Genomic DNA, 22,561 nt, shown 5'->3' with positions numbered 1-22,561 from the left:
CCGCAGGCGGGCGACGATCAGGCCGTCGCCGCGTAGGAGCGCAGGCGATCGCGCATGGCGGCGATCTCGGCGCGCAGCGTTTCGACCTCGTCGGCGGCCTCCGCGACCACAGGCTCCGGCGTGGGTGCGCGCGGGATATTGACCGATGGTTCGATCGCGGCGACGGGCTCGACATGCGCGACGTCTTTGCTCTGGTCCACGCGTCTGCGGAAACCGGCAAGGCCGAAGGCCAGACCGGCGAGCGCGCCGAGTGCCGGGGCGAGCCACGGGCTGCGGCCCGGCTCGATGGCCGTGATCACAGGCGCCTTGATGACCTGCACATGCGCGCCATCCGTGCCGATCGCGCCGGTGCTGAGCTCATCTTCGAGACGCTGGCGCGCAACGGCGGATTTCTCGCGCAGTTCCGTCAGCTTGGCGAGATCGACGCCGGTGTCGCGGCTTTGGGCGATCAGCGTATTGCGCTGGTCGCCAAGTTGCCTGACGGCGGCGACCGTTGATTTGACTTCGTCGGCGGCATCGCGCGACAGTCTGCCGAGTTCCTGGCCGATGCTGGCGCGCAGGCCATCGACTTCGGCTTGCTGGGCGATCAGACGTGGATGGCGGGGGCCGAGGCTGGCGGCAAGCTGCGCGAGCGTCGACTTGGCAACGGCATAGCGGCCGCGGCGATCGTCCAGCGCGGGCGATGTGATGTCCGCGGCAAGTGTGCCGGTCAGCGCGTCATCAGCCGTCGCGGTCTTCAGCAGGTCGGCGCGCGTTTTCGCCGCCACGACCTTCTGCTGCGCGTCCTTCAAGGTTTCGTTGGCCTGGACAAGCTGCTGCTGCAGTGTGGTTGCGACCTCGACATTGCCTTCGCCGTTCTGCTTGGTGAATGCCTCGAGCTCGGCGTCGGCGACCGCACTCGCCTTCTTCACTGCGCCGTCGTTGACGCCTGCTGCCGACACCGGATGGGCGACGGTCGAGACGAGATAGGATGCGATGCGCGCGGATTTCGCGGCACTTGCCGTCGTGACGCTGAAGCCGATGGTTCCCGATTTCGGGTCGGCGGATGCGCGAATGGCGGCGGCGAGAGACGCTTCGGCGCGCGAGACGGGATCGGCAGCGGCACCGCTTGCGGACAAGAGATCGACCACGACATTGAACGCGCTGCCGCTGGCGCCCGCGAACTCGGCGTCGCGGTCGAGCTGCAATTTGGCGACGGCCATGGCGATGGTTTTCTGCGAGATCAGTGCATCATGCGCGGCGCTGACCAGCGCCCGATGATCCTTGGCCGGGCCTTCGACGCCGAGCAGGCTCTGTGCCCGAAAGCCGGATGGCTCGCTCGGGATCAGCGTTCCGCCAAGCGCGCCCAACGCGCACAATGCGCCGGCTGCGATCAGCGAGCGGCCGCTGCGCGCGGATGCCGGGGCAGGATGTTCGGCGGCCGGGTGCGATATGGATTCGACGTGGAATTCCTGTGCGGCCAGATCGTCAATCAGGTCGTCCATCGCCGCCTCGTCCATCGCCGTTGCGTCGACGGCAGCGCCTATGAAGGCCGGGCTGGGGGCAGCAAAATCGATGGGCGGCTTTGGCGCCGTGGCGGCGTCGTTGGCAGCCTCGAGCCTTTTGCCGAGGATGGTTTCGATGCGGCTGACGAGAGGCGCGGTGGCGTCTTGCGGCGCGGGTTGCTCAAGTTCTGGCGTTCGCTGCGCCTGGAGAGCCCGCTCGATGACCCGCAGGAGCTCGGCTTCCGGCACGGCCATTTCGTCCTGATAATGGCCGCTGGAAAAGCCGCTCGAGCCGGTTTCATCCTTCGGCTGGGATGACCATGAGTGGGTGGGACGTCTCGAATGATTTTCGCGCATCACCAAGTCTCGTGCATGGAACGATCGAACCCATCGCAGTCGCGTGTGGTTAATCGAGCCTAAACAGGCTTGGCAAACAAAAGGTTAATTTTCGCTCAATCTCGACGTGTATCGCCGATTTCCGAGCGCTTCATGATCACCTTGCGGCGGCTGAACCGGTACTTGGCGACGTGATAGAGAAAGACCGGGATGCCGAGCGCATAGCGGCGCCAGAGGCGGCCGGGTTCCTGGACGAGCCTGTAGGCCCATTCCAGGCGCATCGAGCGCACCAGCTTCGGCGCACGAGGCACCGAGCCGGAGACGAAATCGAACAGGGCGCCGACCGTCAGCACCAGGCGCGCGTGATCGGCGCGGATGTGCTTGTGCGCCCACTTTTCCTGCAAGGGCGTGCCCATGCCGACGATGATGATGTCGAGATCCTGCGACGCGATCTCGGCGACGACGGCCGACGGATCGTTCTTGTCGAAGAAGCCGTCGGAGATGACGACGAATTCATGCCAGGGCGCATGCCGGCGGAAATTGGATGCCGCGCGCTCGACCACGGCACGGGTGCCGCCGATAAGGCCGATGCGGCGGGGCTGTTCCATGAAGGTCAGCAGCGCGGGCACGAAATCGGTGCCATTCAGATTGGCCGGGAAAGGCGATCCGTGCGCGATCTGCGAGGCGATGTTGAGGCCGATGCCATCCGGCAGGACGAGGTTCTGTGAGAGAATGTCGCGATACTCTTCATCGCGCAATGCCAGGAGCATGTTGTGCGCGTTGACGAAGGAGATCGACGTCTGGCCGACGGGCATGGACAGGAGCTCGTTGATGAAGACGAGCGCATCGTCCCAGCCGAGATCGCAGACGGGCAGATCGAAAATGGCGCGACGAGAGGCGAGGACCGCGAAATTCGCAATCAGATTCATACCCGCTTCCTGACGATAATGCTTCATGGCTCGGAGATCCCGGTAACACTGAGGTCTGCCTGGGATCAGGCGCCGGCTTCCAAATCTGGAATGCGGCGCGCATGTCGGCCCATCACGGGACGGTATAACAGGGCTCCCTCAAACAACCTTTAGGAAAACCCGTCGACTTTGCTCAGCGATATCAGGGATTTGTTAACCATCGCAGATGGCTGGTCGCGGTGATGAGGCCACCGCGACGATAAGCGGGCGTCAACCGCCGGCGGCCGGGTCCTTGACGGGCTCTGGCGGCACGACATTGACAGGCTTGCCGGTTTTCTTCGGCTGGCCGGAGGCGTTGGCGGCGACCTCTTCCTTGGAGAGGTAATCAAGCTGCTCCAGCAGCACCTGGTCGATGTACTCGCCGCCCAGATGCGTGTTGAGGTCTTTCTTGATCATCTCGCGGAAGGCAATCGGATCGAATGCCTTCATGTTCGATATATCGACCATCTTGTTGCCGACAAGCAGCGAGAACAGTTCGTCGGTGGTCATCTCGGTGAGCGGCAAGGTCGCGCCCTTCACCATGTCCTTCTTGATCATGAAGGATATCTTCCCGAGGAAATAACCGCTGACGGCGCCATCGTGGACCACAGGGATGGTGATGGACTCGCCCTTTACAAGCTCGACAAGGCTCTGCTTCGACTGATCGGGGGCCGGCGCCGGCGCGGTTGCCAGATGCACCGACATATAGACCGCCGCCAGCGTGATCACGCAGACCCAGACGCCTGTAAGAACGAGTTTAATCATCAGTGTTCACGCGCCAGGAACTGTTCCTGGGAATAGGTGCCGTCGGCATCCGCATCTTGAACCGCGTTCTTCAGGAGATCGGCGACGGTGCGCACGGCCTCGAGATGAGCCTCGACGCGGCGAGCGTTGAGCGCCAGCTTTTCCTTCAGGCCATGCAGCTGCTCGAGGTGCGAGGCTGCGAGTTCCTTGGGGTCCGTATCGCTGAAGAGCATCGACAGCTCATAAAGGCAGCGGCTCTTGTGGGCATTCGACACCTTGAGATCGAACTGCGGATCGCTGCCGATGCGCGTGTTCTCGTTGTCGATAATCATTTCCAGGCGTCCAAGAACCGATTTGATACGGTATTCGTTCGAGATTATTTCCATTGTTCTCCTCGATTCCCTTAGGCGTCGTTTGCGGACTTGTTGTCCGTCGATGTCACGCCAAACGTCTGGCGCTGAATTTCATTGATCATGCTGACCGCGGCATTGCGGTCATCCTTGTCGGTAGTGGCGTTGACGACCCTACCTTCCTGTTTCTTCAGAGCATCGTGATAGAGCTGCTTGGCAACGCCGATGCCATCGCCCTTGGCGATGGTGTTGCCGAGCTGTTCGGCCATCATGCCCTTCCAGATATCGCCCGTGGCGCCCTTACCGTAGACGTCTTCGCTCTCGTTGGGCAGCATGTTCTTGATAAAGTTCTGCAGCACCATCGCTTCGAACTTGCGATAGGTCTCGGGAACTTCTTCCGTCTTGCCGGTGCGATTCTGGACGTCGCTGAGGCCTGCCTTGTTGGAGGCGCGGTCGAGAATGTCCACCGCCGAGGTGAAGCCCTTGCCTGCTTCGGCAAGGCTATTGGCCGCGAATGCCGCCTGGTTCGCCTTCAGCTTTGCCTGGGCAGCCTGGACTTCCATGGGGTCGGCCGCCTTGACAACATCCAGCACCAGATCACTCGGGGGTGAAATCGCCACGTCATAATCCTCTAAATTTCAGATCGAGGCGATTATGAGTTTTGAAGCTTGCTGGAGGCTGGCGTACCGTATTTTTGATCGATGATATCATAGACCGCGTTGTCATCGGCCTCGCGGCGCTCGTCTTCGAGCGCTTCGCGCATGCCGTCTTCCAGCCGGTCGCCCTTGGCACGCTCCTGCTGAACGCGCATCTGGTGAACTTCCTGCATGCCGTTCAACTGCTTATCCTTGATACCAAGCCGGTTGAAACGATCGGCATAGCCCTGCGAGAAGGCGTGATGCACCGGGTCCATCGAGCCGAGCGCATGGATGACGCTGTCCATCTCTTCGCTGACCTCGGCGCGCTGGCGCGTGGTCTCGGCGAGATCGAATTCCGCCATCTGTTCGAGATGCCGCTGGACAGCGACGAGGCGTTTGAGCTTGTCCGAGCGCGTCCTTTCCGCCATCCGCCTACTGCCCGATAAAGACGCTGGTAAACGACTGGCCGAACTGGCTGATCATCGCCGCGACGGCGAAATAGAACAGGAAGAGGCCGCCGAACAGCAGGTAAGGCGTCGAGATGAAGTAGACCGGGATCTGCGGCGCCAGCTTGTTGATGAAGCCGATCGCGACGTTGAACAGCAAGCCGTAGATCAAAAACGGGCTTGCGAGGCGTAGCATGATGAAGGTGGTCGTCGACAGAGTGTCGGTGAACGAGATCAGCGTCGCGCGCATCTGCATGGCGCCACCAAACGGCATCGACGTGTAGGAATCGATCAGGGCCCTGAAGACGATGTGATGGAAGTCCATCATGAAGAGAATCATCATGCCGGCGAAGATGATGAAGCCCGAGATGGCGCTCTCCTGGCCTTCTTCGAAAATGTCGGCGGCGCTCGGCTGCGTGTAGCCGATCATCATGGCGGCGATGTTGGCAGCGAACTGAAGGCCCAGCGTATAGAGGCGAGCCAACATTCCGAACATCACACCGATCAGCGATTCGCTGAAGATGAAGCCGATATAGGTGGCGTTCGAGGTGCGGACGGCCGGATAGACCGTGTCCCAGAGGACGGGCATGATCGCCAGCGACAGTGCGCCGGCGATGAAGACTCGCAAGACCGAAGGGATACGCGCCGAGGAAAAACCCGGCATTGTCAGCACACAGCCACCGATCCTGCAGAAGATCAGAAAGAGCGCCAACACGGTCCCTTGCGGGTCAGTTATCATGAAATAGAGCCTAGAATCTTTATCTCGATGCCCTTTGCCAGTTCCACATGCGAGAGAACCGGGAGCGTGGCGAACAGGCGTTCGATGATCATGCGCACATAGGACCGTGTTTCCGGCGAGGTGACAAGGGCGAAAGGCAGGCCGCGGTCCATGAATTCACGGATAACTTTGCTCGCCTGCTCGCTGAACTCTTCCAGCATGCGAGGATCGATGTCGAATTCGACGACTTCGCCCTTGTTGTCACGCTTCAGCGCCTGGTGGAAAGCGAGGTCCCACTTGCTGCCGAGGCGGAGTACACGAAGCACGCCGTTGTCGGCAAGGTCGCCGCAGAGCTGCTGCGACATGCGCACGCGGACGTGTTCGACGATCTGCTCGGTCTTGCGGACATGCGGGGCAAGTTCGGCCACGGCTTCGAGGATGAGATGCAGGTTGCGGATCGAGACGCGCTCGGCAAGCAGCAGCTTCAGCACGGCCTGCAGACCCGAATAGGACATATGCGAAGAGCAGATCTCGTCGGCAAGCTTCTTGTACTCCGGATCGAGACGATCGATCAGAACCTTGAGGTCCTTGTAGGAGAGAAGTGCCGGCAGGTTGTTGCGAATGACTTCGCTCATGTGGGTGAGAACGACCGAGACGTTGTCGATCGGCTGGAAGCCTTCGCGCTTCAGATCTTCAGTGAAGGCCTCAAGCACGGAGACAGCAGGCATGCCGAAAGCCGGTTCGCGAATCTCGTCGCCCGGGACGCGCGGCTTGCGGCCGGAGCCGGTGACGACCAGCACTTCGCCGACGCGCAGTTCGTTGGAGGCGACCGTCGTGCCGTGGATGCGGATCTGGTAGGACTTCTCGGTGATGGCGATATCGTCGGTGACCTTGATTTCCGGAACAACGAAGCCGTACTGGGTCGCGAACTTCTTGCGCATCTTGCCGACGCGGAAAGCGAGTTCCTGGTGGGCGCCGAGAAGGCGAGAGGAGACCATCTTGCCGAGTGCCAGCTCGATTTCCGAGGTGCGCAGCACGGACTTGACCGAATCCTTCTCCAGTTCCTTGTTCTCGACGACCTTCTTTTCCTCCTGCTCGCGCAGAATCTTGTTTTCCGCATCGATCTGGCGCGGAATGAACCAGGCGCCGAAGGCGAGAACGCCACCGAGGAACATGAACGGGATGAACGGCAGGCCGGGCATGAGGCCGAGAACGATCATCAGCACGGCGGAGACCGACAGCGCGCGCGGATAGCCACTCAGCTGATCGACGACGGCCTTATCGGTCGAGCCGACGGTGCCGCCGCGCGAAACGAGAAGGCCGGCGGCCAGCGAAATGATGAGGGCCGGCATCTGCGACACCAGACCGTCGCCGACGGAGAGCTTGACGAAAACGTCGGCCGCTTCGCCGATCGGCATGCCGTGGCGGAAGTAGCCGATGATGATGCCGCCGAAGACGTTGATGGCGGTGATCAGAAGGCCGGCGATGGCGTCGCCGCGCACGAACTTGGACGCACCGTCCATGGCACCGAAGAAGGAGCTTTCCTCTTCGAGTTCTTTACGGCGGCGCTGCGCCTCGCGCTCGTCGATGATGCCGGCCGACAGGTCGGCGTCGATCGACATCTGCTTGCCGGGGATGGCGTCGAGGGTGAAGCGGGCGCCGACTTCCGCGATACGGGTGGCGCCCTTGGTGATGACGATGAAGTTGATGGTGATCAGGATCAGGAAGACGATCAGACCGATCACGAAGTCGCCCGACATGACGAGGCTTGCGAAGCCAGCGATGACGCCACCCGCCGCATCGTGGCCTTCGTTGCCGTGCGAGAGAATGACGCGGGTCGTCGCGATGTTCAGCGACAGGCGCGTCATCGTGGCGATCAGCAGAATGGTCGGGAAGGACGAGAATTCGAGCGGCTTCTGGATCCACAGCGCGACCATCAGGATCAGCACGGACAGCGCGATCGAGAACGCCAGGCCCATATCGATGAGGAACGGCGGGATCGGCAGGAAGAGCACGCAGATGATGACGACAATGCCAAGGGCAAAGCCAACGTCACGCAGGCTGGGGCCGGCTTTCGGAAGGGGGAGTGCGGGTGGTTGCGCCATATCGATTCCATCTCTTCATGAGAAGTGCGGGCATGATGCCCGCCAATTCGAACCGACAGTTAAATGGCGAAGCTTGCGCGAGGGTGGCTCAGAAGCCGGATTGGATGCGCGAGAAGACGAGATTGGTGAAGATCGAGATCTGCGAGCCGACGAAGGGAGCGGAGATGCCGATCGTCACCAGAACCGCGACGATCTTCGGGACGAAGGTGAGCGTTGCTTCCTGGACCTGGGTCAGCGCCTGGAACAGCGCGATGACGAGACCGACGATCATCGCCGCGGCAACGGCCGGCCCGGCGGAAACGAGAACCGTCCAGATCGCAGCCTGGAACAGATCGAGTGCGTCAGCTTCATTCATCCAGGCAACCTCATATCGCCTTTCGGTCCGTCCGCAACCCGGCCGGACCGTCGTTCAGTTTCTTTTCGATCAGCTGCCGGTCGTGGTCGACTTGGGCGCCTGATCCGCGACAGTGATTCCCGCTTGCACGAGAATACTCTTCCCATCGGTGGTCGTCGCGATAATTCCGTCGGAATACACTTTTACAGAATCGACGGTGCCGGCGGTGGTGCCATCGGCGCTGGTCATGTACTTGCCGACGTAGCTGCTGGCCTGCGTCAGGCTCGAGCTTGCCAGAAGCGTGTCCAGCTTGGTGTTGGTCTGGATCGTCTGCTCGACCTGTGAGAAGCTGGCGAGCTGCGCCATCTGCTGGCTGGCGTCGACGGGTTCCGTCGGATCCTGATTCTTCATCTGGGCGATGAGGAGCTGCAGGAAGTTGTCGTAGTTGAGCGTCGCCTTCTGCTGAGCGGTCGACGTCGTCGATGTGGTATTCTGCGTCGTTGTCGCAGAACCGGTTGCGCCTACCGCCATGGTGCGATCTCCTTGCGAATCTGCTCAACCATTGCAGGGTGCATTTCCTGGTTGTTCAGAATGTTGTCTTCGATAACGTAGAGACCGCGGATGGCCTTCAGAGCGTCGAAGGCGCGGCCGGTCGAAACCAGACCGTCGATGCGCTTCAGCTCGGCCAGAACTTCCTCGTTCTTGAAGCAAGTCAGCAGCATCGTCACCGACTTGCGGAACATCGCCGTCGACTGATCCTTGCCCTCTGGGTTGATCAGGATCATCTGCGCGATGAAGTAGAGCTGGCGCAGAGGCGTTGTCGCGTCTTCCGGCTGGAGGACGTGGTTTTCCAGAAGGAACGTTACATCATTCAGGAATTCCAGCGCGACCTTGCGGTCGACGCGCAAAACCGCACCGTTGATGAAGATCTTTTCCCCGGCTTTTAGCGAGATGCGAAGCGTGCTTTTCATTTAAGTCCATCCCTGATGATGGTGGTAACGTCAATAATGCCCTGAAAGTTCGTCGACTGCCGTTTCCGGATCCGATCGCCTTCTTTCAAGATCCAAATAGCGATCGAGATCAGATTGGCGCGCAACTGAACTTCGAGCTGATTGTCCGGATGCTTGAGGTCTTCGATAAAGCTCACCCAAACACGTCGGGTGTAAAACAATGCATCGATAGCCTCACGGCCATACTTCTCTTTGTCGCGTGCAATCGCGAGCAGCTCGATGGACCGGTCGAGAACTTGACGTTCCCGCTCCTTGGCATCGGCTACCGAGTCTTGCATGACCTCGGCGTAAGAGAACTGATACATTCATGCATCCTTCTTTGTACTTGTACTTCTACCTCTGATCATCAGAGGTAGTTCACGAGGCTCAACTGCTGAATTTTTGAAACGATCGTGTATGCGGTTTCGAGCTGCGTCTGCAGGGTGTTGACCAGTGTGGACGCTTCCGACTGATCGACGCCCTGAAGGTCGACGAGCTTGTTCTGAATGATGCTGGACTGCGCATCGAGGGCGTCGTTCGCCTTCGTGACGCGTTCCTGCGACAGGCCGAGCTGGCTCGCCTGCGTGACGATGCCCGTCGTGCCCTGCGCGGCGAAGCCGATTGCCTTCGAGGTCGTCATTGCCAACGCGTCGCCGCTGAGGCCGGTGCCGGCCAGAGCCGAGACGGTGATCGACGCGAGCGCGAAGTAGCGCATGCCCTCGGAGTTCGAATTGGTCGACGACGTAACGGTTTCGGAGTTGCTGATCCGGCTCGTCATGTTCTGGTTGGACGCGCTCGACCAGTCGGCCCATGCCGGCGGCGTCACGTAGGCCAATGGCGGGGTCGGCGCGCCGACGCCAACGGGCGGGAACGGCAGCGGCGTCGACGTCGCGTTCAGCGTATCCTGCGAGAACATCGGCTCGACGAAGTTGGAGATGAACGTGTCCATCTCGTCGCCGGTCAGTTCGGACTTGGTCTTGCCAAGGCTGCTTGCCCAGGCATCGAGGTTGGTCTGGATCGCGGTGGTCGCAGCATCTGTCTGGTCGGTCAGCGGCTGGATGTCGGTGTTGATGCCGGAGAACAGATATTCGCCGTTCAGCATCGAGTTGCCGGTGTCCATCAGCGAAGACAGCGCGTCGCCGGCCGACTGCAGGGCAACGGTGATGCTGGTGTTGTCCTGGCTGCCCTGGAGCGCGGTCAGCTTCGAGACGAGCGCATCGCCCGCCGTCTTCATGCTGGTCAGCCCAAGCTGGGAGGCTTCGAGGCGGCCGGATACAACCGAGTTGCTGCCCTGCAGCGCCTTGATGCGGGTGACTTCGGCGCTGAAATTGACACTCTTGGCTGCGCCCGAACCCAGCGAGGCACCGATATCGGCATAGACGCCGGTCGTGGCTTCAAGCGAGGATTTGACGAGCTGGGTCTGCGACTGACGAATGGTCAGTCGCATGGCGTTCTGAATGGCCGAACTCGAAATAAATGAACTTTTCATGGGCTTACCTCGCTATGTCCAGCAGCGACTGGTACATCTCGTTGACGGCGTTCAATATCTTCGTGGCCGCCTTGTAAGACTGCTCAATATCAAGCAGCAGTGTCAGTTCCTCGTCAAGGTTGACGCCTGTCTCATTTGAGTACGCTTCGGTTGAGCGAGAGAGGGCAGCGGTTGTATTTTCCGATGCCGTCGTTGCGTCGCTTCTCAGCTGTTCAAGCCAGCCGACCGAGTTCTGCGCGTAGCTGATGAGGCTGACATTCGAGGAGATGCCGGCATCCGACGAGAAGGTCTGAGCCGAGCCCAGCGCGGTATAGAGCGCGTCGAGGTTGTCGGAGAAGCCACTCGCGCCTTCCGTGTTAAGGTTGGTCAATCCGGTGATGGAGCCATCGCGCAGCTTCATCGGATCACCACCCTGGCTGGTGATTACCGCTGTGTTTACCGTAATCGTACCCGCAATGCCGTTGATGACATCTGGGGTCGTCGGCGTGTCGCCATCGACACCGGTCGACGTCTTCCAGACGAAGAGGCCCGGCTCGGTCGTCGTGCCGTCGGTTTCCGAGAACATCGTCACCAGCGACTTTGCGATTTCGTCGAGCTGCGACTGGAAGGTCGGAGCAACGTCGTCGCGGATCTGCAGCAGGGACTGAAGGCTGCCCTTGGCTGTCGTCGTGGACCCCTGCCCGCTGGTCAGCGCCACGCCGTCGATATAGACGCCGTTACCCTTCGTGCCCGTCGTGTAGGTATCCTGCGAGACGAAGGTGACCGCGCGCGGGATGGTGTCGAAGACGACCGTGCCGTCGTTGGTGTAGAGTGCCATGTCGCCGTTGGCGCGATCGGCGGTCTTGACGCCGACGATCGAGGAAATCTGCTTCAGCAGCTTGTCGCGCTCGTCGAGCGCGTCGGCCGGGTTGGCGCCGCTGGCTGTCGCACCCTTGACGGCGTCGTTCGCCGTCTTGAACTGCGCGAGCAGCGTGTTCAGCGTATCAACCTGGGTGGCGATCTCCTTGTCCGCGTTCTGGCGGATAAGCTGGACCGACTTGGTTGCGCTGTTCAGTGAATTGGTGACGTCCTGCGCGGCAGTAACGGCGCTCTGGGCCGCGATAGCACTGCTGGGCGAGGTACGAAATGCCTGGAGCTTCTGCTCGAAAGTCGAGAGATAGGTGGCCGGCGACGTTTCGTAGTCGTTGCCGCCGAGCACCGATTTCAGGTCGGTAAGGCCGCTCAGCAAGGTCTGCTGAGCGCTATCACCGGCGCTTGCCTTCAGCCACTGCCGCATCAAGGCGTCTTCTTGCGCCCTGCTGATCTTCACAACCTGCGCGCCATTCAGAGACGTCGTGACCATCGCCTGACGGCGCACGTAATCGCTGTTGCTGGAATTCGAGATATTGTTCGATACGACACTGCTCTGCGTGCCGGTATTGTTGAATATGCTCTGCGCAGTATTCAGTGCTGATGTAAGCGACATGACTACCCCGTTACCCTACTTATCTCTTAAGGTTGACGAGGACGTCCATGATGTCGGACCCCGTCTGGAACACCTTGGAATTGGCGGTGTAGCTGCGCTGCGATTCGATCATCTCGGTCAGTTCGCCGGCGAGATCGACGTTGGAGCTTTCGATCGCACCCGACTGGATGGAGCCGAAGCCGTTGGTCTGCGGGAAGCCCGTGACCGTAACGCCGGAGTTACCGTTGGCGCTGTAGACGTTGCCGCTCATGAGCGTCATGTTGTCAGGGCTTGCAACGGTTGCCAGCGGAATGCGGTAGAGCGGCTTGGACGTGCCGTCGGCGTACTTCGCCGAGACCGTGCCATCCTTGCCGATCGATACGCTGTCGACCGGGCTCGCGGCCTGGCCGTTCGGCGTGCCCTTGCCGGCGAAATCGGAAGCGAGCTGCGTGAAGCCGGAGAGATCCATCTGGATCTGGCCGGTCGTAACCGGATCGTCGATGAGGAGCGAATTGCCGGAGACCAGCTTGCCTTCGGCGTCGAATTCCATCGTGCCGCTGCCGACCATGGCCGACGAATAAGGGAAGGACGTGGTGCTGCCGCTTGCGGCGTCCGCGTGACGATAGACAGTGACATCCCAGGTGCTCGCGGCGCCCGTGGCAGGCGGCGGCGTGGTGACGTCGGTCTTCGTGAAGTAGAAGTCGTACTGCACGGTGTTGCCGAGCTTGTCGTAGCCGACCATCGAGATCTGCTTGGTATCGGCGGTCATCGGCACGGCGTTGTCGGCCGGCAGGTTGCCGGTTGCGACTTCGGCGCCGGCGTCCAGGTTACCGGAGAAGGTGCCGGCCGTGGAAGCGATTGCCGTCAGGCCCGACTGGGCGACGTTGACCGGGACCAGGCCCGAGAAGCCGTTGACGACGACAGCCGGCGCGCCGGAATCGTAGGAATAGCCCATCAGCTTGAAGCCGGCGGAATTGACGAGGTTGCCGTCCGGGTCCTTCGTGAAGTCGCCAGCGCGGGTCAGGACAGGAACGCCATCAGGGCTCTGCACGATGAAGAAGCCGTCGCCGGAGATGGCGAGGTCGTAGCCCGAGGTCGTGTAGGAGATATCACCCTGTGCGGAGACCGACTGACGAACCGACGTCTGCACGCCGCCCGAATTGTAGTTGCCCGAGCTCGAAGGCAGGACAAGCGACGAGAAGGCGGTCGATACCGACTTGTAGCCCGACGTGTTTACGTTGGCGATGTTGTCGGCCACGGTGCTGAGGCGGTTCGCCTGCGCGTTCATGCCGGACACCGCCGTCTTCATGCTGCCGAAAATGCTCATCTGAAAACCTCGATTCCCTTAGTAGGCTTGAGAGTATCCGGTGGGCCTTGCGTGAAGCTGTCTGGCATTTGCGTGATCGGAGAAAGATCGAAGCCTAGACCGCCGCGCCCACCTAGGACGCCAAAAAACTATTCCCAATCAATGCAGTAGCCGAGGAAGCGCTTGGAATCGACCGGGTCGACGCCGAGCTTCTTGCGCAGCTTTTTGCGAAGCTTGGAAATGTGGCTTTCAACGACGTTTTCTTCGACTTCCTCGTCGAAAATTCCGTAGATGGCATTGAAGATCTGGGTCTTGGTGACGCGCCGACCGCGGTTGGCGATCAAGTATTCGAGAATGCGGCGCTCGCGGCGCGGCAGTGCGAACACTTCGCCGTGGATCTCGGGATCGCGGCCATCGGAGAAGACGCGGATGGCGCCGATGTCCGTGTGTGTGGAAATCGCCTTGAGGCGGCGGCGGATGGCCGCTGCGCGTGCGAGAATTTCGCGGGGATGAACCGGCTTGCGAACGACGTCGTCAACGCCGCAATCAAAAAGTGCAAGCGTGTTTTCGAGCGACGGCTGGTCGCTGACCGCGATGACGGGTGCCATCGAACGGTCGCGAATTGCGCGCGGCAGCTCGAACGTCTGCTGGCCCTGGCCAATCAGAAACGCCTCGACAGCCGCGATATCAGAATCAGCAGCCGTCTGCACCCACTCACCAAACTCGTTTGGATCAAAACCGGTCGAAGGAATACCTTCTCGACCAAAAAGGGAAGTGTAGCCATCCTTCACGAGCTCACGCTCATCAACCACTACGATCATTCGTCCGCCTCCGAATCACTTGTGGCACATCGATGACCTATGGGTACGAATCGCACGATTCTGGGACAAGCTGTAGGAACTCATGGGCGGAAATTAATAGTTGATTAAGAATTGCCCCCCGATTTGCTCTACATTTAGTGGGTAGGCAAAATTATGCACACAAAAGTTTCGTGGAAAAGTTAACATGTCCTAAATTGTGACTTGCCTTGCCACATTGGCCCGAATTCTTGCCATATTATGACACATTTCCGGTTTGTTCTTTTTTCGCTATCTTTGGGCGAGTCAGCCGCGGCAGAAATTGCTCGCATTGGGAGTCCATTTCCCATAGCCCGTGGCGACCAGATTGGCGATGACGCGGCAGACATATTGCTTCTGCGCGGGATCATTATTGGGGCCGGCGTGGTAGCGGGCGACCGCCATGGTCCATGTCTCGTGGCGATCGTGCAGGTTCTTGAGAAACCGTGCGGCGTATTCCACGTTGGTGCGGGGGTCGAACATCTCCTCCAATGACCGAAAATTCTCCCCGTGGTAGAACTGGTTGATCTGCATGCAGCCGACATCGATCAGCTTCGCGCCAGACCTGTGAGCCGTATCCACCTGCCTCAACGCATCGCGCTCGGAGGACGGAAAGAAGGGCTTGCCCTCTATGTTCAAGGCATAGGGATAGAGCGAGCCCTTGCGGCCCGTTTCGGTCAATCCGACGGAATAGAGAATGCCCTCGGGGATACCATACTTCAGCGCGGCCGACTGGATTTCCTGCTCGCAGGCGCCATCGGACGCCCGCGCGTCAGAGGTATACGTCGCCAGTGCCGCTGCCGCCAGAGGAGCCAGCAGAAGCGCTCGTAGCGTCGCTCTCACCTGTAACATTGAAGCCTCCGGCACTGCGCTGCCCTGTTTGATTCTGACGCTCGCGCGCCTCGCCGCCCTGCCCCTGGGCGGAGCCCTGCTGCGAGCCGCTCTGTGCGTTCGCCTGGCTGCTGGTATCGGTGTTGGCGACCGGCGCCATGCTGACGCTCACGCCGTCGATGGCGTAGCCCTGGCTGCGCAGCGACTCCAGCATCTTCGTGTGGTCTTCCCTGAGCTGCCGGTAAGCGGCTGCGGTCTCGACCTTGAGATCGACGTTCAGCGTGTCGCCCTGCAGCCTCAGCGTCGCGGTGACGAGGCCGAGGTCGATCGGGTTCATCTGGATCTTGAGCGTGTTGACGACCTTGCCGGTGCTGCTGAGTTCAGCGGCATTCGACAGGGACGACGAGGCCTGCATGGCGTGCGCCCATTCCTTGTCGCCGGCGATCGCCGCCGTGACGGCCGCGGAATTGGTGTTCTGCGCGAGGCCGATATAGCGGCGGGAATCGAGGATGGTGACCGTCTCGACATTCGCTTTTCCGCCAACGTCGCCCGCATCCTTCTCGATGCCGAGATGCATGTCCATGGACGTGCCGCGGCTGTCCGCACGCGTCAGCCGGAAGGTCTGGCCCACCGTATCACCGGCCGAGGTCGCGCCAGGCATGTCCACGTCGGACGCGGCGTCTGTGGACGCCGTCAAGGCGCTGGCGACATCGGCGACGGCGTCACCCTTGGTTTTCTGCTTGCTGGAAGACTTGTCCTTGGCGTCAGTGGGCGCGGAATCCTGCGCCTTCTGTCCGAACAATGCCGCAGCGGCGACCGAAGCGCTATCGACAGGCGCGTTTCCGAGCATGCTCAGGACGTCCGAAACAGCACTGTCGTCGGCCGCTCCGGGCTTGGCCTCGGTCTTGACCGGTTTGCCTGTCTTGTCGTCCTTGGATGTCGGCGCGGCGATCTTGTCGGCCACGTCTTCGGCCGTACCATCGACCGTTGCGTCGTCGATCTGCTTGCGCAGTGACTTGATGTCGACCCGACCCGTCTTCTGAACGTCCTTGCCGGCATTGGCCGCCGTCGCATCGGCTTCCGCCTGCGCCAGTGCGGCCGAGTTGCCGAGATCGATCACAGCCTTCGGGTTCTGCCTGTGCGGTGCCGACCCAACGGCGCCATTGCCGCTATCGGTGGTGCCCGACGGCTGCTGACCATCGGCCTTGGCGCCCTGGTTGCGGTCGGAATTGGCATTGGCCTTGTTCAGGACGTCCGAGAAGCCACCGCTGCTGTCCGTGTCCGAACCTTTGCCGGCCGGCCGGCTGGCCTTTGCGCCTGCGGCGGCATCTGCGGCTCCGGCCGGAACGCTGATATCCATCATATCAATTGCTTTCTTTGTTCAAAAGGCCGTCGATCTCATCCAGCTGAGAGCGGCTTGAGGTCACAAATGAGCTGAATGCGGGGTCGGTGTTCTGTAGATCCGCTGACTGCGATCCGGCCGCCGGTGCGGCGTCGGGAACCGCCCCCTCTCCGGCCGATCCTCCCCCGGCCGCCTGTTCAGAACTGGCTTCTTGACCATCCGGTGTATTAGCAGAGCCTTGCGTCAGGCTTGCAGCGTCTGGTTGTCGAAGCACCTGCTCGGCCACTGAGCGCGCAGCAGCCCGCAAGATCTGGTCGCGCGGCGAAAGCGCCTTGTCGGCGATGGTGGAGATATCGCGCGCGGCGGTATCGATCTTGTCCGTCGGGATCGCGGCCATGCCGCCGTAGAAATCGGCCAGTGCGCCAAAGGCGTTGTTGTTATCGCCCGACAGGGCCTGGGCGCGGCCGGCGGCCATGCGGGCGAGTTCGCCCTTGCCCGCGATTGCTGCGGCACGCGCGATGCGCAGGTAGATTTCGCGCTGGCGCGCATCATCCATGAAGGACAGGATGCCGATGACATCATCCGGCTTCACATCATGATCGTGATCGACGAGCAGCTTCACGAAGAGATCGGCGAACTGGCTGGCATAAGGCGAATGCAGGAAGCGGCGGACATAGCGCTGCGAATATTGCAGGCCCTGGTCCACCAAACCCTTGTCGACGCAAATCGCGACCGAGCGGCGCAGCGCGGCTTCCTCGATGATTGTGCCGGGCGCATTAAGGCGCGCGAGATCGTAGAGCTTCAGCGCCTCTTCCGGGCTCTTGGCGATGGTGACGTTGCCGCCGACCAGCGCCAGATAGGGACCGATCTTCTTGTCCTTATATTCCTGCGCGGTATCGACAAGCGTCTTGGCGACGAGGAGGCCCTTGCCGCTCAGATATTTGCGCAGGATGTCGGTCACGCGGTTGTCGAAGTAACCGTTGACGTCACGCGCCACCAGATATTCCAGCGTCTGCGGATTGCCGCCGCTCATGGCGTAGATCAGGGCCGCATCGACGTTGCGGTCGTCATCGAAGACGGCGGGATCGACGGCGCGCAGGCGCTTGTCGATCGTGCCAAGCATGAAGCGCTGCATCTCGCTGGCGGAATGGTCGCCAAGCACGACGGAATCCTGCACGAACTGCAGGGAGCGGAGCATCTTGTAAGGTACGGTGTCGCCGCTGTCGTCCGTCGTCGGGACGATGGGCAATGCCTCGGCAGGTGCCGCCGCGTCGCCGTGTCCGGCAGACGATGCTTGCGCTTCGCTGGGCGCTGGTGTCTCCGCATGCGCTGCCGGCGGCTCTGCGGGTGTTTCGCCATGCCCGACCGCCGGTGTTTCGGCTGGTGCCTGGGCATGTCCGGCCGGCGCCTCGGCGTGGGCGGCGGGCGCTGCCGCTTCTTCCGCGCGCACGACGCCGGTCGCCGTCAGCGCGAGGCTGAAAGCGAGGGGCAGGAGATGCCTGTGCTGCCGGCGCTTCATCGATTATCCCTGATCGGCCTGGAGAAGAATTTCGATACGGCGGTTGGAGGCGTTGAACGGATCGGCGGCGTCCTTGAGCTTGCGATCGGCAAAGCCGGAGACCTGCGAGACGCGCTTCTCGTCGAGCCCGCCGCGCACCATCATGTAATAGGCGGCCTGGGCGCGATCCATCGAAAGGCGCCAGTTCTCGTTCTCGCCCTTATACTGACGGCCGTCGGTATGTCCGCGAATGGCGACGACGCCATTCTTCTCCTTCAAAACTTCGCCGATCTTCTGCATCGCAAGGACCATTTCCCGGCGCGGGACGGCGGAACCGACGTTGAACATGGAATCGTCGCTCTGGTCGGAAATGCTGACCAAGAGGCCGCCCTCCGCCGGGGTGACGGTCAAGCCTTCGGCGAGCTTGCCGGCGATACCGCCGATCTGCTGGGCGATCTGCTGCTGAAGATCCTTGGCCTCCTGCTGCTGCTCGACGGCCTTCTGCTCAGGGGTCTGCGTGTCAGGCGCTATGCCATCCTTGTCGGCGGCCTTGTCCTTCGTCTTGTCCGCGGCTTCAGGGTTCTGAGCGTCAGCAGCCTTGGCTGCGGCCTGCTCGGCCTTCGCGTCCTCGGCCTTGGCGAGCTCGATCGCCTGCTTGGCCGGATCGTCGGCTTGCGTCTTGTCGGCGCGGGTCACCTCGATCTGCTTCGTCCAGAAATCCGGATCGAACGGGTCGCGATAGGCTTCGCCGCCATCGGCGCCGGTCGCGGGGCCGGAATCGGCCGCGCCGCCCTCACCCTTGGCGCTGACGTTTGCCTGCTGGCCAACTTCCTGGGCGATCTCGGCCAGAACCGAATAGGGATTTTCGAAGAAATCCGCTTCCGAATAGTTCTTCTGGTCGCCTGATGTCGAGGTCTGGTCGTCGCCGCTGGCAGCGGCAGCGCCCTGGTTCGGCTGGTCCTGCTTTTCCTTCGACTTGTCGGCCTTCTCCTCCCCGTCAGCCTGGTCGACCGGCTTCTTCAAGCCTTTCTCGGTGGGCTTTTCGTCGGAAAGCTTGATCGGGTTGAAATAGGTGGCAACGGAGGCCTTGGTCTCCTCGTTGGCGGCATTGACCAGCCACATAACAAGGAAGAACGCCATCAACGCGGTCATGAAGTCGGCATAAGCGATTTTCCAGGCGCCACCATGGGCGCCATCGTGATCGCCACCACCATGTCGCTTGATGATGATGACCTCGCTCTTGCCGTGATGATGATTTTCGCTGTCGCTCATTCCAGGACTTTCTTGACGCTCGCCGCCCAGGCAGACATGCGGGTTACGAGTACCGAGTCATCAAACTCGGCGATCAGGTCGATATCGTCGCTCTCGTGATGGCGCAGCAGGTCCGCCTTCTCGCCGAGTTCGGTCTTCAAGATATTGAAAAGCGTTTCCGGGCCTTTGATGGTGATCGTGCCGATCTCGCCTTCCAGAACGGCTTCGCGCAGCTGCGCGGCCAGTTCGACGGCTGCCTTTTCGGCCAATGCTTCCGTGAGAACGGGAGCCAGCGTACGGGCGACGGTGGCGCTTACGAGATCGGCGACCTCGGCGGAAATCGCCGTGATCCGCGAAGCGAGAAGCTCGGCGATCTCGGTCTCGTACTTGTTGCGGAGCTCTTCAATCTCGCGCTGGTGAACAAGAGCGACCGTCTGCGCCTCGGCCTCGAATTTCTCGGTGAGCTCGGCGGTCGCCTTGGCCTCGCCCATGGCGTTGGCGTCACGACGTTCCGCCTCAATGTCGACCACGGGCTCCGGGGCAATATCGTCGAAACCGCCAAAGCCGCCGAAATCGTCGGAGAGCGGCGTATCAACCGCAGCAGGGGCGGCGACGGCGGGTTCGCCGAAGTCTTTCAGACGAGACAGCAGCGCGCTCACTCAACCCACCTCGTATCAGCAGAAGCCTGCGACATGCCGCGCCTCACATTGCACCAAACAAATCTTTCGCGCGGTTTTTCACCACGCCTGTTGTCCCTGACCCTAGGAGGCCAAACTTGTGCGAAGATGATGGGCGCCGCCGCGCGACGCTCGACAGCGACCGTGCAATCACTGCAGCAAGATCAGAACCTTGCTGGCAGTGGTGTTGAGGATGGAAACAGCCTGCACGCCCATCTTCTGCTGCGTCTGCAGCGCCGTCTGACGCACCGACGCTTCATCCATATCGGTATCGACAAGCGCACCGACATTCTTGTCGATGATGTCGGCCATGTTGGCGGTGTAGTCGATGCGGTCGTTGATGCGGGCGCTCATCGTGCCGAGACCGGCGGCGGTCGTGGTCAGCGTCGACAGAAGGTTATCGACAACAGACATCATATCGTCGACCTGCTCGGTCGTGGTGTTGTTGTCGAGCTTGATCTCGTCGCCATCGGCGCCGGTGACCGATCCGGCGCTGAGCAGATAGTAGTTGCGCGGCGCGGTCGAACCGGTGTTGTTCAAGGTGCTGGCATCGACGGTCTTGGTCAGCAGGCCGCGATTGGCGTTGTTGGTGTCGATCATGACGGTCTGGTCGGCCGGGAAGCTGATGTTCTGCGGCTGATACTCACCGGTGGGAGCCCGGGTGAAACCGCCAATGACCGAACGCGAGGTGGTCAGCGTCGGATCCTGGTTGAACAGCCAGTTCTCGCCGGCGATGCTGGTCGACTGGACCGTCGTCTGCATCTGCTGCTTCAGCTGCTCCAGCGTGGTGTTGAGCTTCTCCTTGTCGACGCCGTCTTCCTTGGCGCTGACGAGCGTTGCGCGGATGCTGGTCAGCTGATCAATCAGGCTGTCCATCGCGGTATAGGCGGTATCCACCTTCGAGGCGCCGACGCCCAGCGCATCGTGAATGTTGGTCATGGAGCTGCCGTCGGAGCGCAGGACGCTCGCAAATGACCAATAGGTCGCGTCATCCGCCGCCGTTTCCACGCGCTTGCCCGATGATACCTGCTGCTGGGTGGTCGCCGCTTCCTTGTTGATGATCCGCAGTGCGGCGAGAGCGTTTACCTGAGAGGAGCTGGTGATTCGATAGGTCATTTTGGAGCTCTATGGTAGAGGAGAGGATAGACCGGACCGCCGGCAGCGACAGGCGTGGCATCATGCCGCCAACCGGATTTTCCGATCGGCTCGTCGCTAAACAAATCAATTCTTAAGAGAAGTTAACCAAGGGCTGCAGCCAGCGCAAGTAGCCGACAAACGGTCTCGCAAGCCTCGCGCAACCTTGATTCTCTTTTCAAAAACAAAGAGAAAGCCGCGTCTTGCGAGACGGCTTTCAGGGCTTTGACGATTGTGTTGGCGGCGTTTGCAACGCCGGGGAACCAGCTTAGTTCTGGAACAGCGTGAGCACGTTCTGGGCGCTCGAATTGGCGATCGACAGCGACTGGATTGCCAGCTGCTGTTGGGTCTGGAGCGCCGTCAGCCTGCTCGATTCCTCTTCCATGTCGGCATCGACGAGACGGCCGACGCCGGAATCGATCGAGTCGCTGAGGTTGGACACGAAGCTGTCCTGGAGGTCGATGCGGGTCGAGATCGAGCCCAGCTGCGAGGCGGCCTTGGTGAGCGCGCTGAGGCCGGTCTCGACATTGCCGAGCGTGGTGTTCAGGTCGGTCACGCTGAGCTGCGAGATGTCCATGTTGTAGATGGAGCCGTAGGTGCCGAATTCCGAGCCGATGACACCGGTGGTGGTGTCGATTTCGCCGGTCGCCTGCATGCCGAAGAGCACGTTGCCGTCAGGACTATCGTCGAGGGTGTAGTCGGTCGTCTGAACCGAGACCTCGCCGTTGGCACCGCGAACGAAGGAGGAGACGACGCTCTTCGTGCCGTTGCCGGCGACCCAGTTCTCGCCCGAGAAGGATGCCGACTGCGCGACGCTGAGGAGCTGCTGCTGGAGCTGCTGGATTTCGTCCTGGATCTTGGTCTTGTCGACACCGTTTTCGGTGGCGGCGACGACCTTGGCCTTGATTTCGCTGACGATGTTGATCGCGTTGTCCATGGCGGCATAGGCGGTATCGACCTTCGCGGCGCCGAGGCCGAGCGCGTCGGAAACGGCAGAAAGAGCCTTGTTGTCCGAGCGCATGGTGGTCGCGATCGACCAGTAGGCGGCATTGTCCTTGGCTTCGGCAACGCGATATCCCGAGGACACATTGCCCTGCGTCGTCTCGAGATTGGAGTTGATGCCGCGGAGTGTCTGAAGCGCGGACATCGCCGCGACGTTGGTCAAAATGCTAGACATGAAAAGAGCGCCCCTTGTTGGCAAACTTTTAAAAAGGGACATCCCGGTCTACCGCCGGGAACGGTTCATCAGCGTCATGCCTGCTAACCGCTTCTTAAGCTTGGTTAACATACCGTTTAATGTTGGCCACAAGACATGAGTTTGGTTAACAAAAAGTTAACGGCAATAAAAAAGCCGCGCTCGGGAGAGCGCGGCTTTCGAAAACCACCCGCCGAAGCGGAGGCGTACCTGTATGCTGGCGCCTGGCGGCGCCGGCGATCTTAGCGGAACAGCGAGAGGATGTTCTGCGAGGAGGAGTTCGCGATCGACAGCGACTGAACAGCGAGCTGCTGCTGGGTCTGCAGGGCCGAAAGCTTGCTGGACTCTTCTTCCATGTTGGCGTCGACGAGACGGCCAACGCCGGAGTCGATCGAGTCGCTGAGCTTCGAGACGAAGTCCGTCTGCAGGTCGATACCCTTCTGCAGCGAGCCGAGCTTGGAGCCGAG

At 61.1% G+C, this 22,561-nt stretch carries 24 protein-coding genes; all 24 read right to left on the bottom strand.

Translation table 11 applies throughout. From position 1 onward, the window contains the following. Positions 1 to 17: 17 nt before the first annotated feature. A complete protein-coding gene (locus D460_RS0110290) occupies positions 18 to 1,841 on the bottom strand; it encodes a hypothetical protein (protein WP_018898460.1) in 1,824 nt (607 codons plus the stop codon). A gap of 95 nt (positions 1,842 to 1,936) precedes the next feature. Further along, positions 1,937 to 2,749: a WecB/TagA/CpsF family glycosyltransferase gene (locus D460_RS0110285; protein WP_018898459.1), complete on the bottom strand. Its 813-nt coding sequence runs from the start codon at positions 2,747 to 2,749 to the stop codon at positions 1,937 to 1,939. 249 nt (positions 2,750 to 2,998) lie between these two features. Further along, complete coding sequence (locus tag D460_RS0110280; protein ID WP_018898458.1) at positions 2,999 to 3,532, bottom strand: hypothetical protein; 534 nt, start codon at positions 3,530 to 3,532, stop codon at positions 2,999 to 3,001. Then, a complete protein-coding gene (locus D460_RS0110275; RefSeq protein ID WP_018898457.1) occupies positions 3,532 to 3,897 on the bottom strand; it encodes a hypothetical protein in 366 nt (121 codons plus the stop codon). Before D460_RS0110275 ends, D460_RS0110280 begins: the two co-directional genes overlap by 1 nt. Positions 3,898 to 3,914: 17 nt before the next feature. Then, positions 3,915 to 4,481 (bottom strand): rod-binding protein, encoded by a 567-nt coding sequence (locus D460_RS0110270; RefSeq protein WP_026282998.1) that lies wholly within the window; start codon positions 4,479 to 4,481, stop codon positions 3,915 to 3,917. Positions 4,482 to 4,513: 32 nt separating this feature from the next. Next, positions 4,514 to 4,927, bottom strand: a complete 414-nt coding sequence (locus D460_RS0110265; RefSeq protein WP_018898455.1) for a hypothetical protein — start codon at positions 4,925 to 4,927, stop codon at positions 4,514 to 4,516. Between the two features lie 4 nt (positions 4,928 to 4,931). Next, positions 4,932 to 5,684: a flagellar biosynthetic protein FliR gene (fliR, locus tag D460_RS0110260; protein WP_026282997.1), complete on the bottom strand. Its 753-nt coding sequence runs from the start codon at positions 5,682 to 5,684 to the stop codon at positions 4,932 to 4,934. Further along, on the bottom strand, positions 5,681 to 7,768 hold the full coding sequence (gene flhA / locus D460_RS0110255; RefSeq protein WP_018898453.1) for a flagellar biosynthesis protein FlhA: 2,088 nt from the start codon (positions 7,766 to 7,768) through the stop codon (positions 5,681 to 5,683). The genes fliR and flhA overlap by 4 nt, the downstream gene beginning before the upstream one ends. An 88-nt stretch (positions 7,769 to 7,856) precedes the next feature. Then, positions 7,857 to 8,123, bottom strand: coding sequence for a flagellar biosynthesis protein FliQ (gene fliQ, locus D460_RS0110250; protein ID WP_018898452.1), 267 nt, complete (start codon positions 8,121 to 8,123; stop codon positions 7,857 to 7,859). 69 nt (positions 8,124 to 8,192) lie between these two features. Further along, the gene (gene flgD / locus D460_RS0110245; RefSeq protein ID WP_018898451.1) at positions 8,193 to 8,633 is read right to left on the bottom strand and encodes a flagellar hook assembly protein FlgD; all 441 of its coding nucleotides are present in this window, start codon (positions 8,631 to 8,633) and stop codon (positions 8,193 to 8,195) included. Beyond that, on the bottom strand, positions 8,624 to 9,073 hold the full coding sequence (gene flbT, locus D460_RS0110240; protein WP_018898450.1) for a flagellar biosynthesis repressor FlbT: 450 nt from the start codon (positions 9,071 to 9,073) through the stop codon (positions 8,624 to 8,626). The genes flgD and flbT overlap by 10 nt, the downstream gene beginning before the upstream one ends. Beyond that, positions 9,070 to 9,417 carry a flagellar biosynthesis regulator FlaF gene (gene flaF / locus D460_RS0110235; protein WP_018898449.1) on the bottom strand — a complete coding sequence of 116 codons (348 nt, stop codon included), beginning with the start codon at positions 9,415 to 9,417 and terminating at the stop codon, positions 9,070 to 9,072. The genes flbT and flaF overlap by 4 nt, the downstream gene beginning before the upstream one ends. 41 nt (positions 9,418 to 9,458) lie before the next feature. After that, positions 9,459 to 10,580, bottom strand: a complete 1,122-nt coding sequence (locus D460_RS0110230) for a flagellar hook-associated family protein (protein ID WP_026282996.1) — start codon at positions 10,578 to 10,580, stop codon at positions 9,459 to 9,461. A gap of 4 nt (positions 10,581 to 10,584) precedes the next feature. Continuing rightward, a complete protein-coding gene (gene flgK / locus D460_RS0110225) occupies positions 10,585 to 12,045 on the bottom strand; it encodes a flagellar hook-associated protein FlgK (RefSeq protein ID WP_018898447.1) in 1,461 nt (486 codons plus the stop codon). Positions 12,046 to 12,064: 19 nt separating this feature from the next. Next, positions 12,065 to 13,351 carry a flagellar hook protein FlgE gene (locus D460_RS0110220; RefSeq protein WP_018898446.1) on the bottom strand — a complete coding sequence of 429 codons (1,287 nt, stop codon included), beginning with the start codon at positions 13,349 to 13,351 and terminating at the stop codon, positions 12,065 to 12,067. Between the two features lie 128 nt (positions 13,352 to 13,479). Continuing rightward, the gene (locus D460_RS0110215; RefSeq protein WP_018898445.1) at positions 13,480 to 14,151 is read right to left on the bottom strand and encodes a winged helix-turn-helix domain-containing protein; all 672 of its coding nucleotides are present in this window, start codon (positions 14,149 to 14,151) and stop codon (positions 13,480 to 13,482) included. A 282-nt stretch (positions 14,152 to 14,433) separates the two neighbouring features. After that, entirely contained in the window at positions 14,434 to 15,018 is a 585-nt protein-coding gene (locus D460_RS0110210; protein WP_026282995.1) for a lytic transglycosylase domain-containing protein, read from the bottom strand. Next, positions 14,939 to 16,360: a flagellar hook-length control protein FliK gene (locus D460_RS0110205; protein WP_018898443.1), complete on the bottom strand. Its 1,422-nt coding sequence runs from the start codon at positions 16,358 to 16,360 to the stop codon at positions 14,939 to 14,941. Before D460_RS0110205 ends, D460_RS0110210 begins: the two co-directional genes overlap by 80 nt. Position 16,361: 1 nt before the next feature. Continuing rightward, entirely contained in the window at positions 16,362 to 17,858 is a 1,497-nt protein-coding gene (motC, locus tag D460_RS32870; protein WP_018898442.1) for a chemotaxis protein MotC, read from the bottom strand. Positions 17,859 to 17,861: 3 nt separating this feature from the next. Next, complete coding sequence (locus tag D460_RS0110195) at positions 17,862 to 19,109, bottom strand: MotB family protein (protein WP_018898441.1); 1,248 nt, start codon at positions 19,107 to 19,109, stop codon at positions 17,862 to 17,864. Next, positions 19,106 to 19,747 (bottom strand): hypothetical protein, encoded by a 642-nt coding sequence (locus tag D460_RS0110190; protein ID WP_018898440.1) that lies wholly within the window; start codon positions 19,745 to 19,747, stop codon positions 19,106 to 19,108. The genes D460_RS0110195 and D460_RS0110190 overlap by 4 nt, the downstream gene beginning before the upstream one ends. Positions 19,748 to 19,915: 168 nt before the next feature. Continuing rightward, positions 19,916 to 20,881 (bottom strand): flagellin, encoded by a 966-nt coding sequence (locus D460_RS0110185; RefSeq protein ID WP_018898439.1) that lies wholly within the window; start codon positions 20,879 to 20,881, stop codon positions 19,916 to 19,918. A gap of 286 nt (positions 20,882 to 21,167) precedes the next feature. After that, positions 21,168 to 22,076 carry a flagellin gene (locus D460_RS0110180; RefSeq protein ID WP_018898438.1) on the bottom strand — a complete coding sequence of 303 codons (909 nt, stop codon included), beginning with the start codon at positions 22,074 to 22,076 and terminating at the stop codon, positions 21,168 to 21,170. 260 nt (positions 22,077 to 22,336) lie between these two features. Then, positions 22,337 to 22,561: flagellin (locus tag D460_RS0110175; RefSeq protein ID WP_026282994.1), on the bottom strand; the 225-nt coding region annotated here is incomplete at its 5' end.

The sequence above is a fragment of the Rhizobium sp. 2MFCol3.1 genome, from assembly GCF_000377565.1.
Lineage (GTDB): Bacteria > Pseudomonadota > Alphaproteobacteria > Rhizobiales > Rhizobiaceae > Rhizobium.
This window is presented reverse-complemented; position numbering and strand designations above follow the sequence as displayed.

Coding starts and splice junctions, on each gene's coding strand:
- motC (WP_018898442.1), bottom strand. CDS start 17,858: ATGAAGCGCCGGCAGCACAGGCATCTCCTGCCCCTCGCTTTCAGCCTC.
- flgK (WP_018898447.1), bottom strand. CDS start 12,045: ATGTCGCTTACATCAGCACTGAATACTGCGCAGAGCATATTCAACAAT.
- D460_RS0110265 (WP_018898455.1), bottom strand. CDS start 4,927: ATGGCGGAAAGGACGCGCTCGGACAAGCTCAAACGCCTCGTCGCTGTC.
- D460_RS0110220 (WP_018898446.1), bottom strand. CDS start 13,351: ATGAGCATTTTCGGCAGCATGAAGACGGCGGTGTCCGGCATGAACGCG.
- flaF (WP_018898449.1), bottom strand. CDS start 9,417: ATGTATCAGTTCTCTTACGCCGAGGTCATGCAAGACTCGGTAGCCGAT.
- fliQ (WP_018898452.1), bottom strand. CDS start 8,123: ATGAATGAAGCTGACGCACTCGATCTGTTCCAGGCTGCGATCTGGACG.
- D460_RS0110285 (WP_018898459.1), bottom strand. CDS start 2,749: ATGAATCTGATTGCGAATTTCGCGGTCCTCGCCTCTCGTCGCGCCATT.
- flbT (WP_018898450.1), bottom strand. CDS start 9,073: ATGAAAAGCACGCTTCGCATCTCGCTAAAAGCCGGGGAAAAGATCTTC.
- fliR (WP_026282997.1), bottom strand. CDS start 5,684: ATGATAACTGACCCGCAAGGGACCGTGTTGGCGCTCTTTCTGATCTTC.
- D460_RS0110195 (WP_018898441.1), bottom strand. CDS start 19,109: ATGAGCGACAGCGAAAATCATCATCACGGCAAGAGCGAGGTCATCATC.
- D460_RS0110280 (WP_018898458.1), bottom strand. CDS start 3,532: ATGATTAAACTCGTTCTTACAGGCGTCTGGGTCTGCGTGATCACGCTG.
- D460_RS0110210 (WP_026282995.1), bottom strand. CDS start 15,018: ATGTTACAGGTGAGAGCGACGCTACGAGCGCTTCTGCTGGCTCCTCTG.
- D460_RS0110275 (WP_018898457.1), bottom strand. CDS start 3,897: ATGGAAATAATCTCGAACGAATACCGTATCAAATCGGTTCTTGGACGC.
- D460_RS0110215 (WP_018898445.1), bottom strand. CDS start 14,151: ATGATCGTAGTGGTTGATGAGCGTGAGCTCGTGAAGGATGGCTACACT.
- flhA (WP_018898453.1), bottom strand. CDS start 7,768: ATGGCGCAACCACCCGCACTCCCCCTTCCGAAAGCCGGCCCCAGCCTG.
- D460_RS0110180 (WP_018898438.1), bottom strand. CDS start 22,076: ATGTCTAGCATTTTGACCAACGTCGCGGCGATGTCCGCGCTTCAGACA.
- flgD (WP_018898451.1), bottom strand. CDS start 8,633: ATGGCGGTAGGCGCAACCGGTTCTGCGACAACGACGCAGAATACCACA.
- D460_RS0110185 (WP_018898439.1), bottom strand. CDS start 20,881: ATGACCTATCGAATCACCAGCTCCTCTCAGGTAAACGCTCTCGCCGCA.
- D460_RS0110205 (WP_018898443.1), bottom strand. CDS start 16,360: ATGATGGATATCAGCGTTCCGGCCGGAGCCGCAGATGCCGCCGCAGGC.
- D460_RS0110290 (WP_018898460.1), bottom strand. CDS start 1,841: ATGCGCGAAAATCATTCGAGACGTCCCACCCACTCATGGTCATCCCAG.
- D460_RS0110230 (WP_026282996.1), bottom strand. CDS start 10,580: ATGAAAAGTTCATTTATTTCGAGTTCGGCCATTCAGAACGCCATGCGA.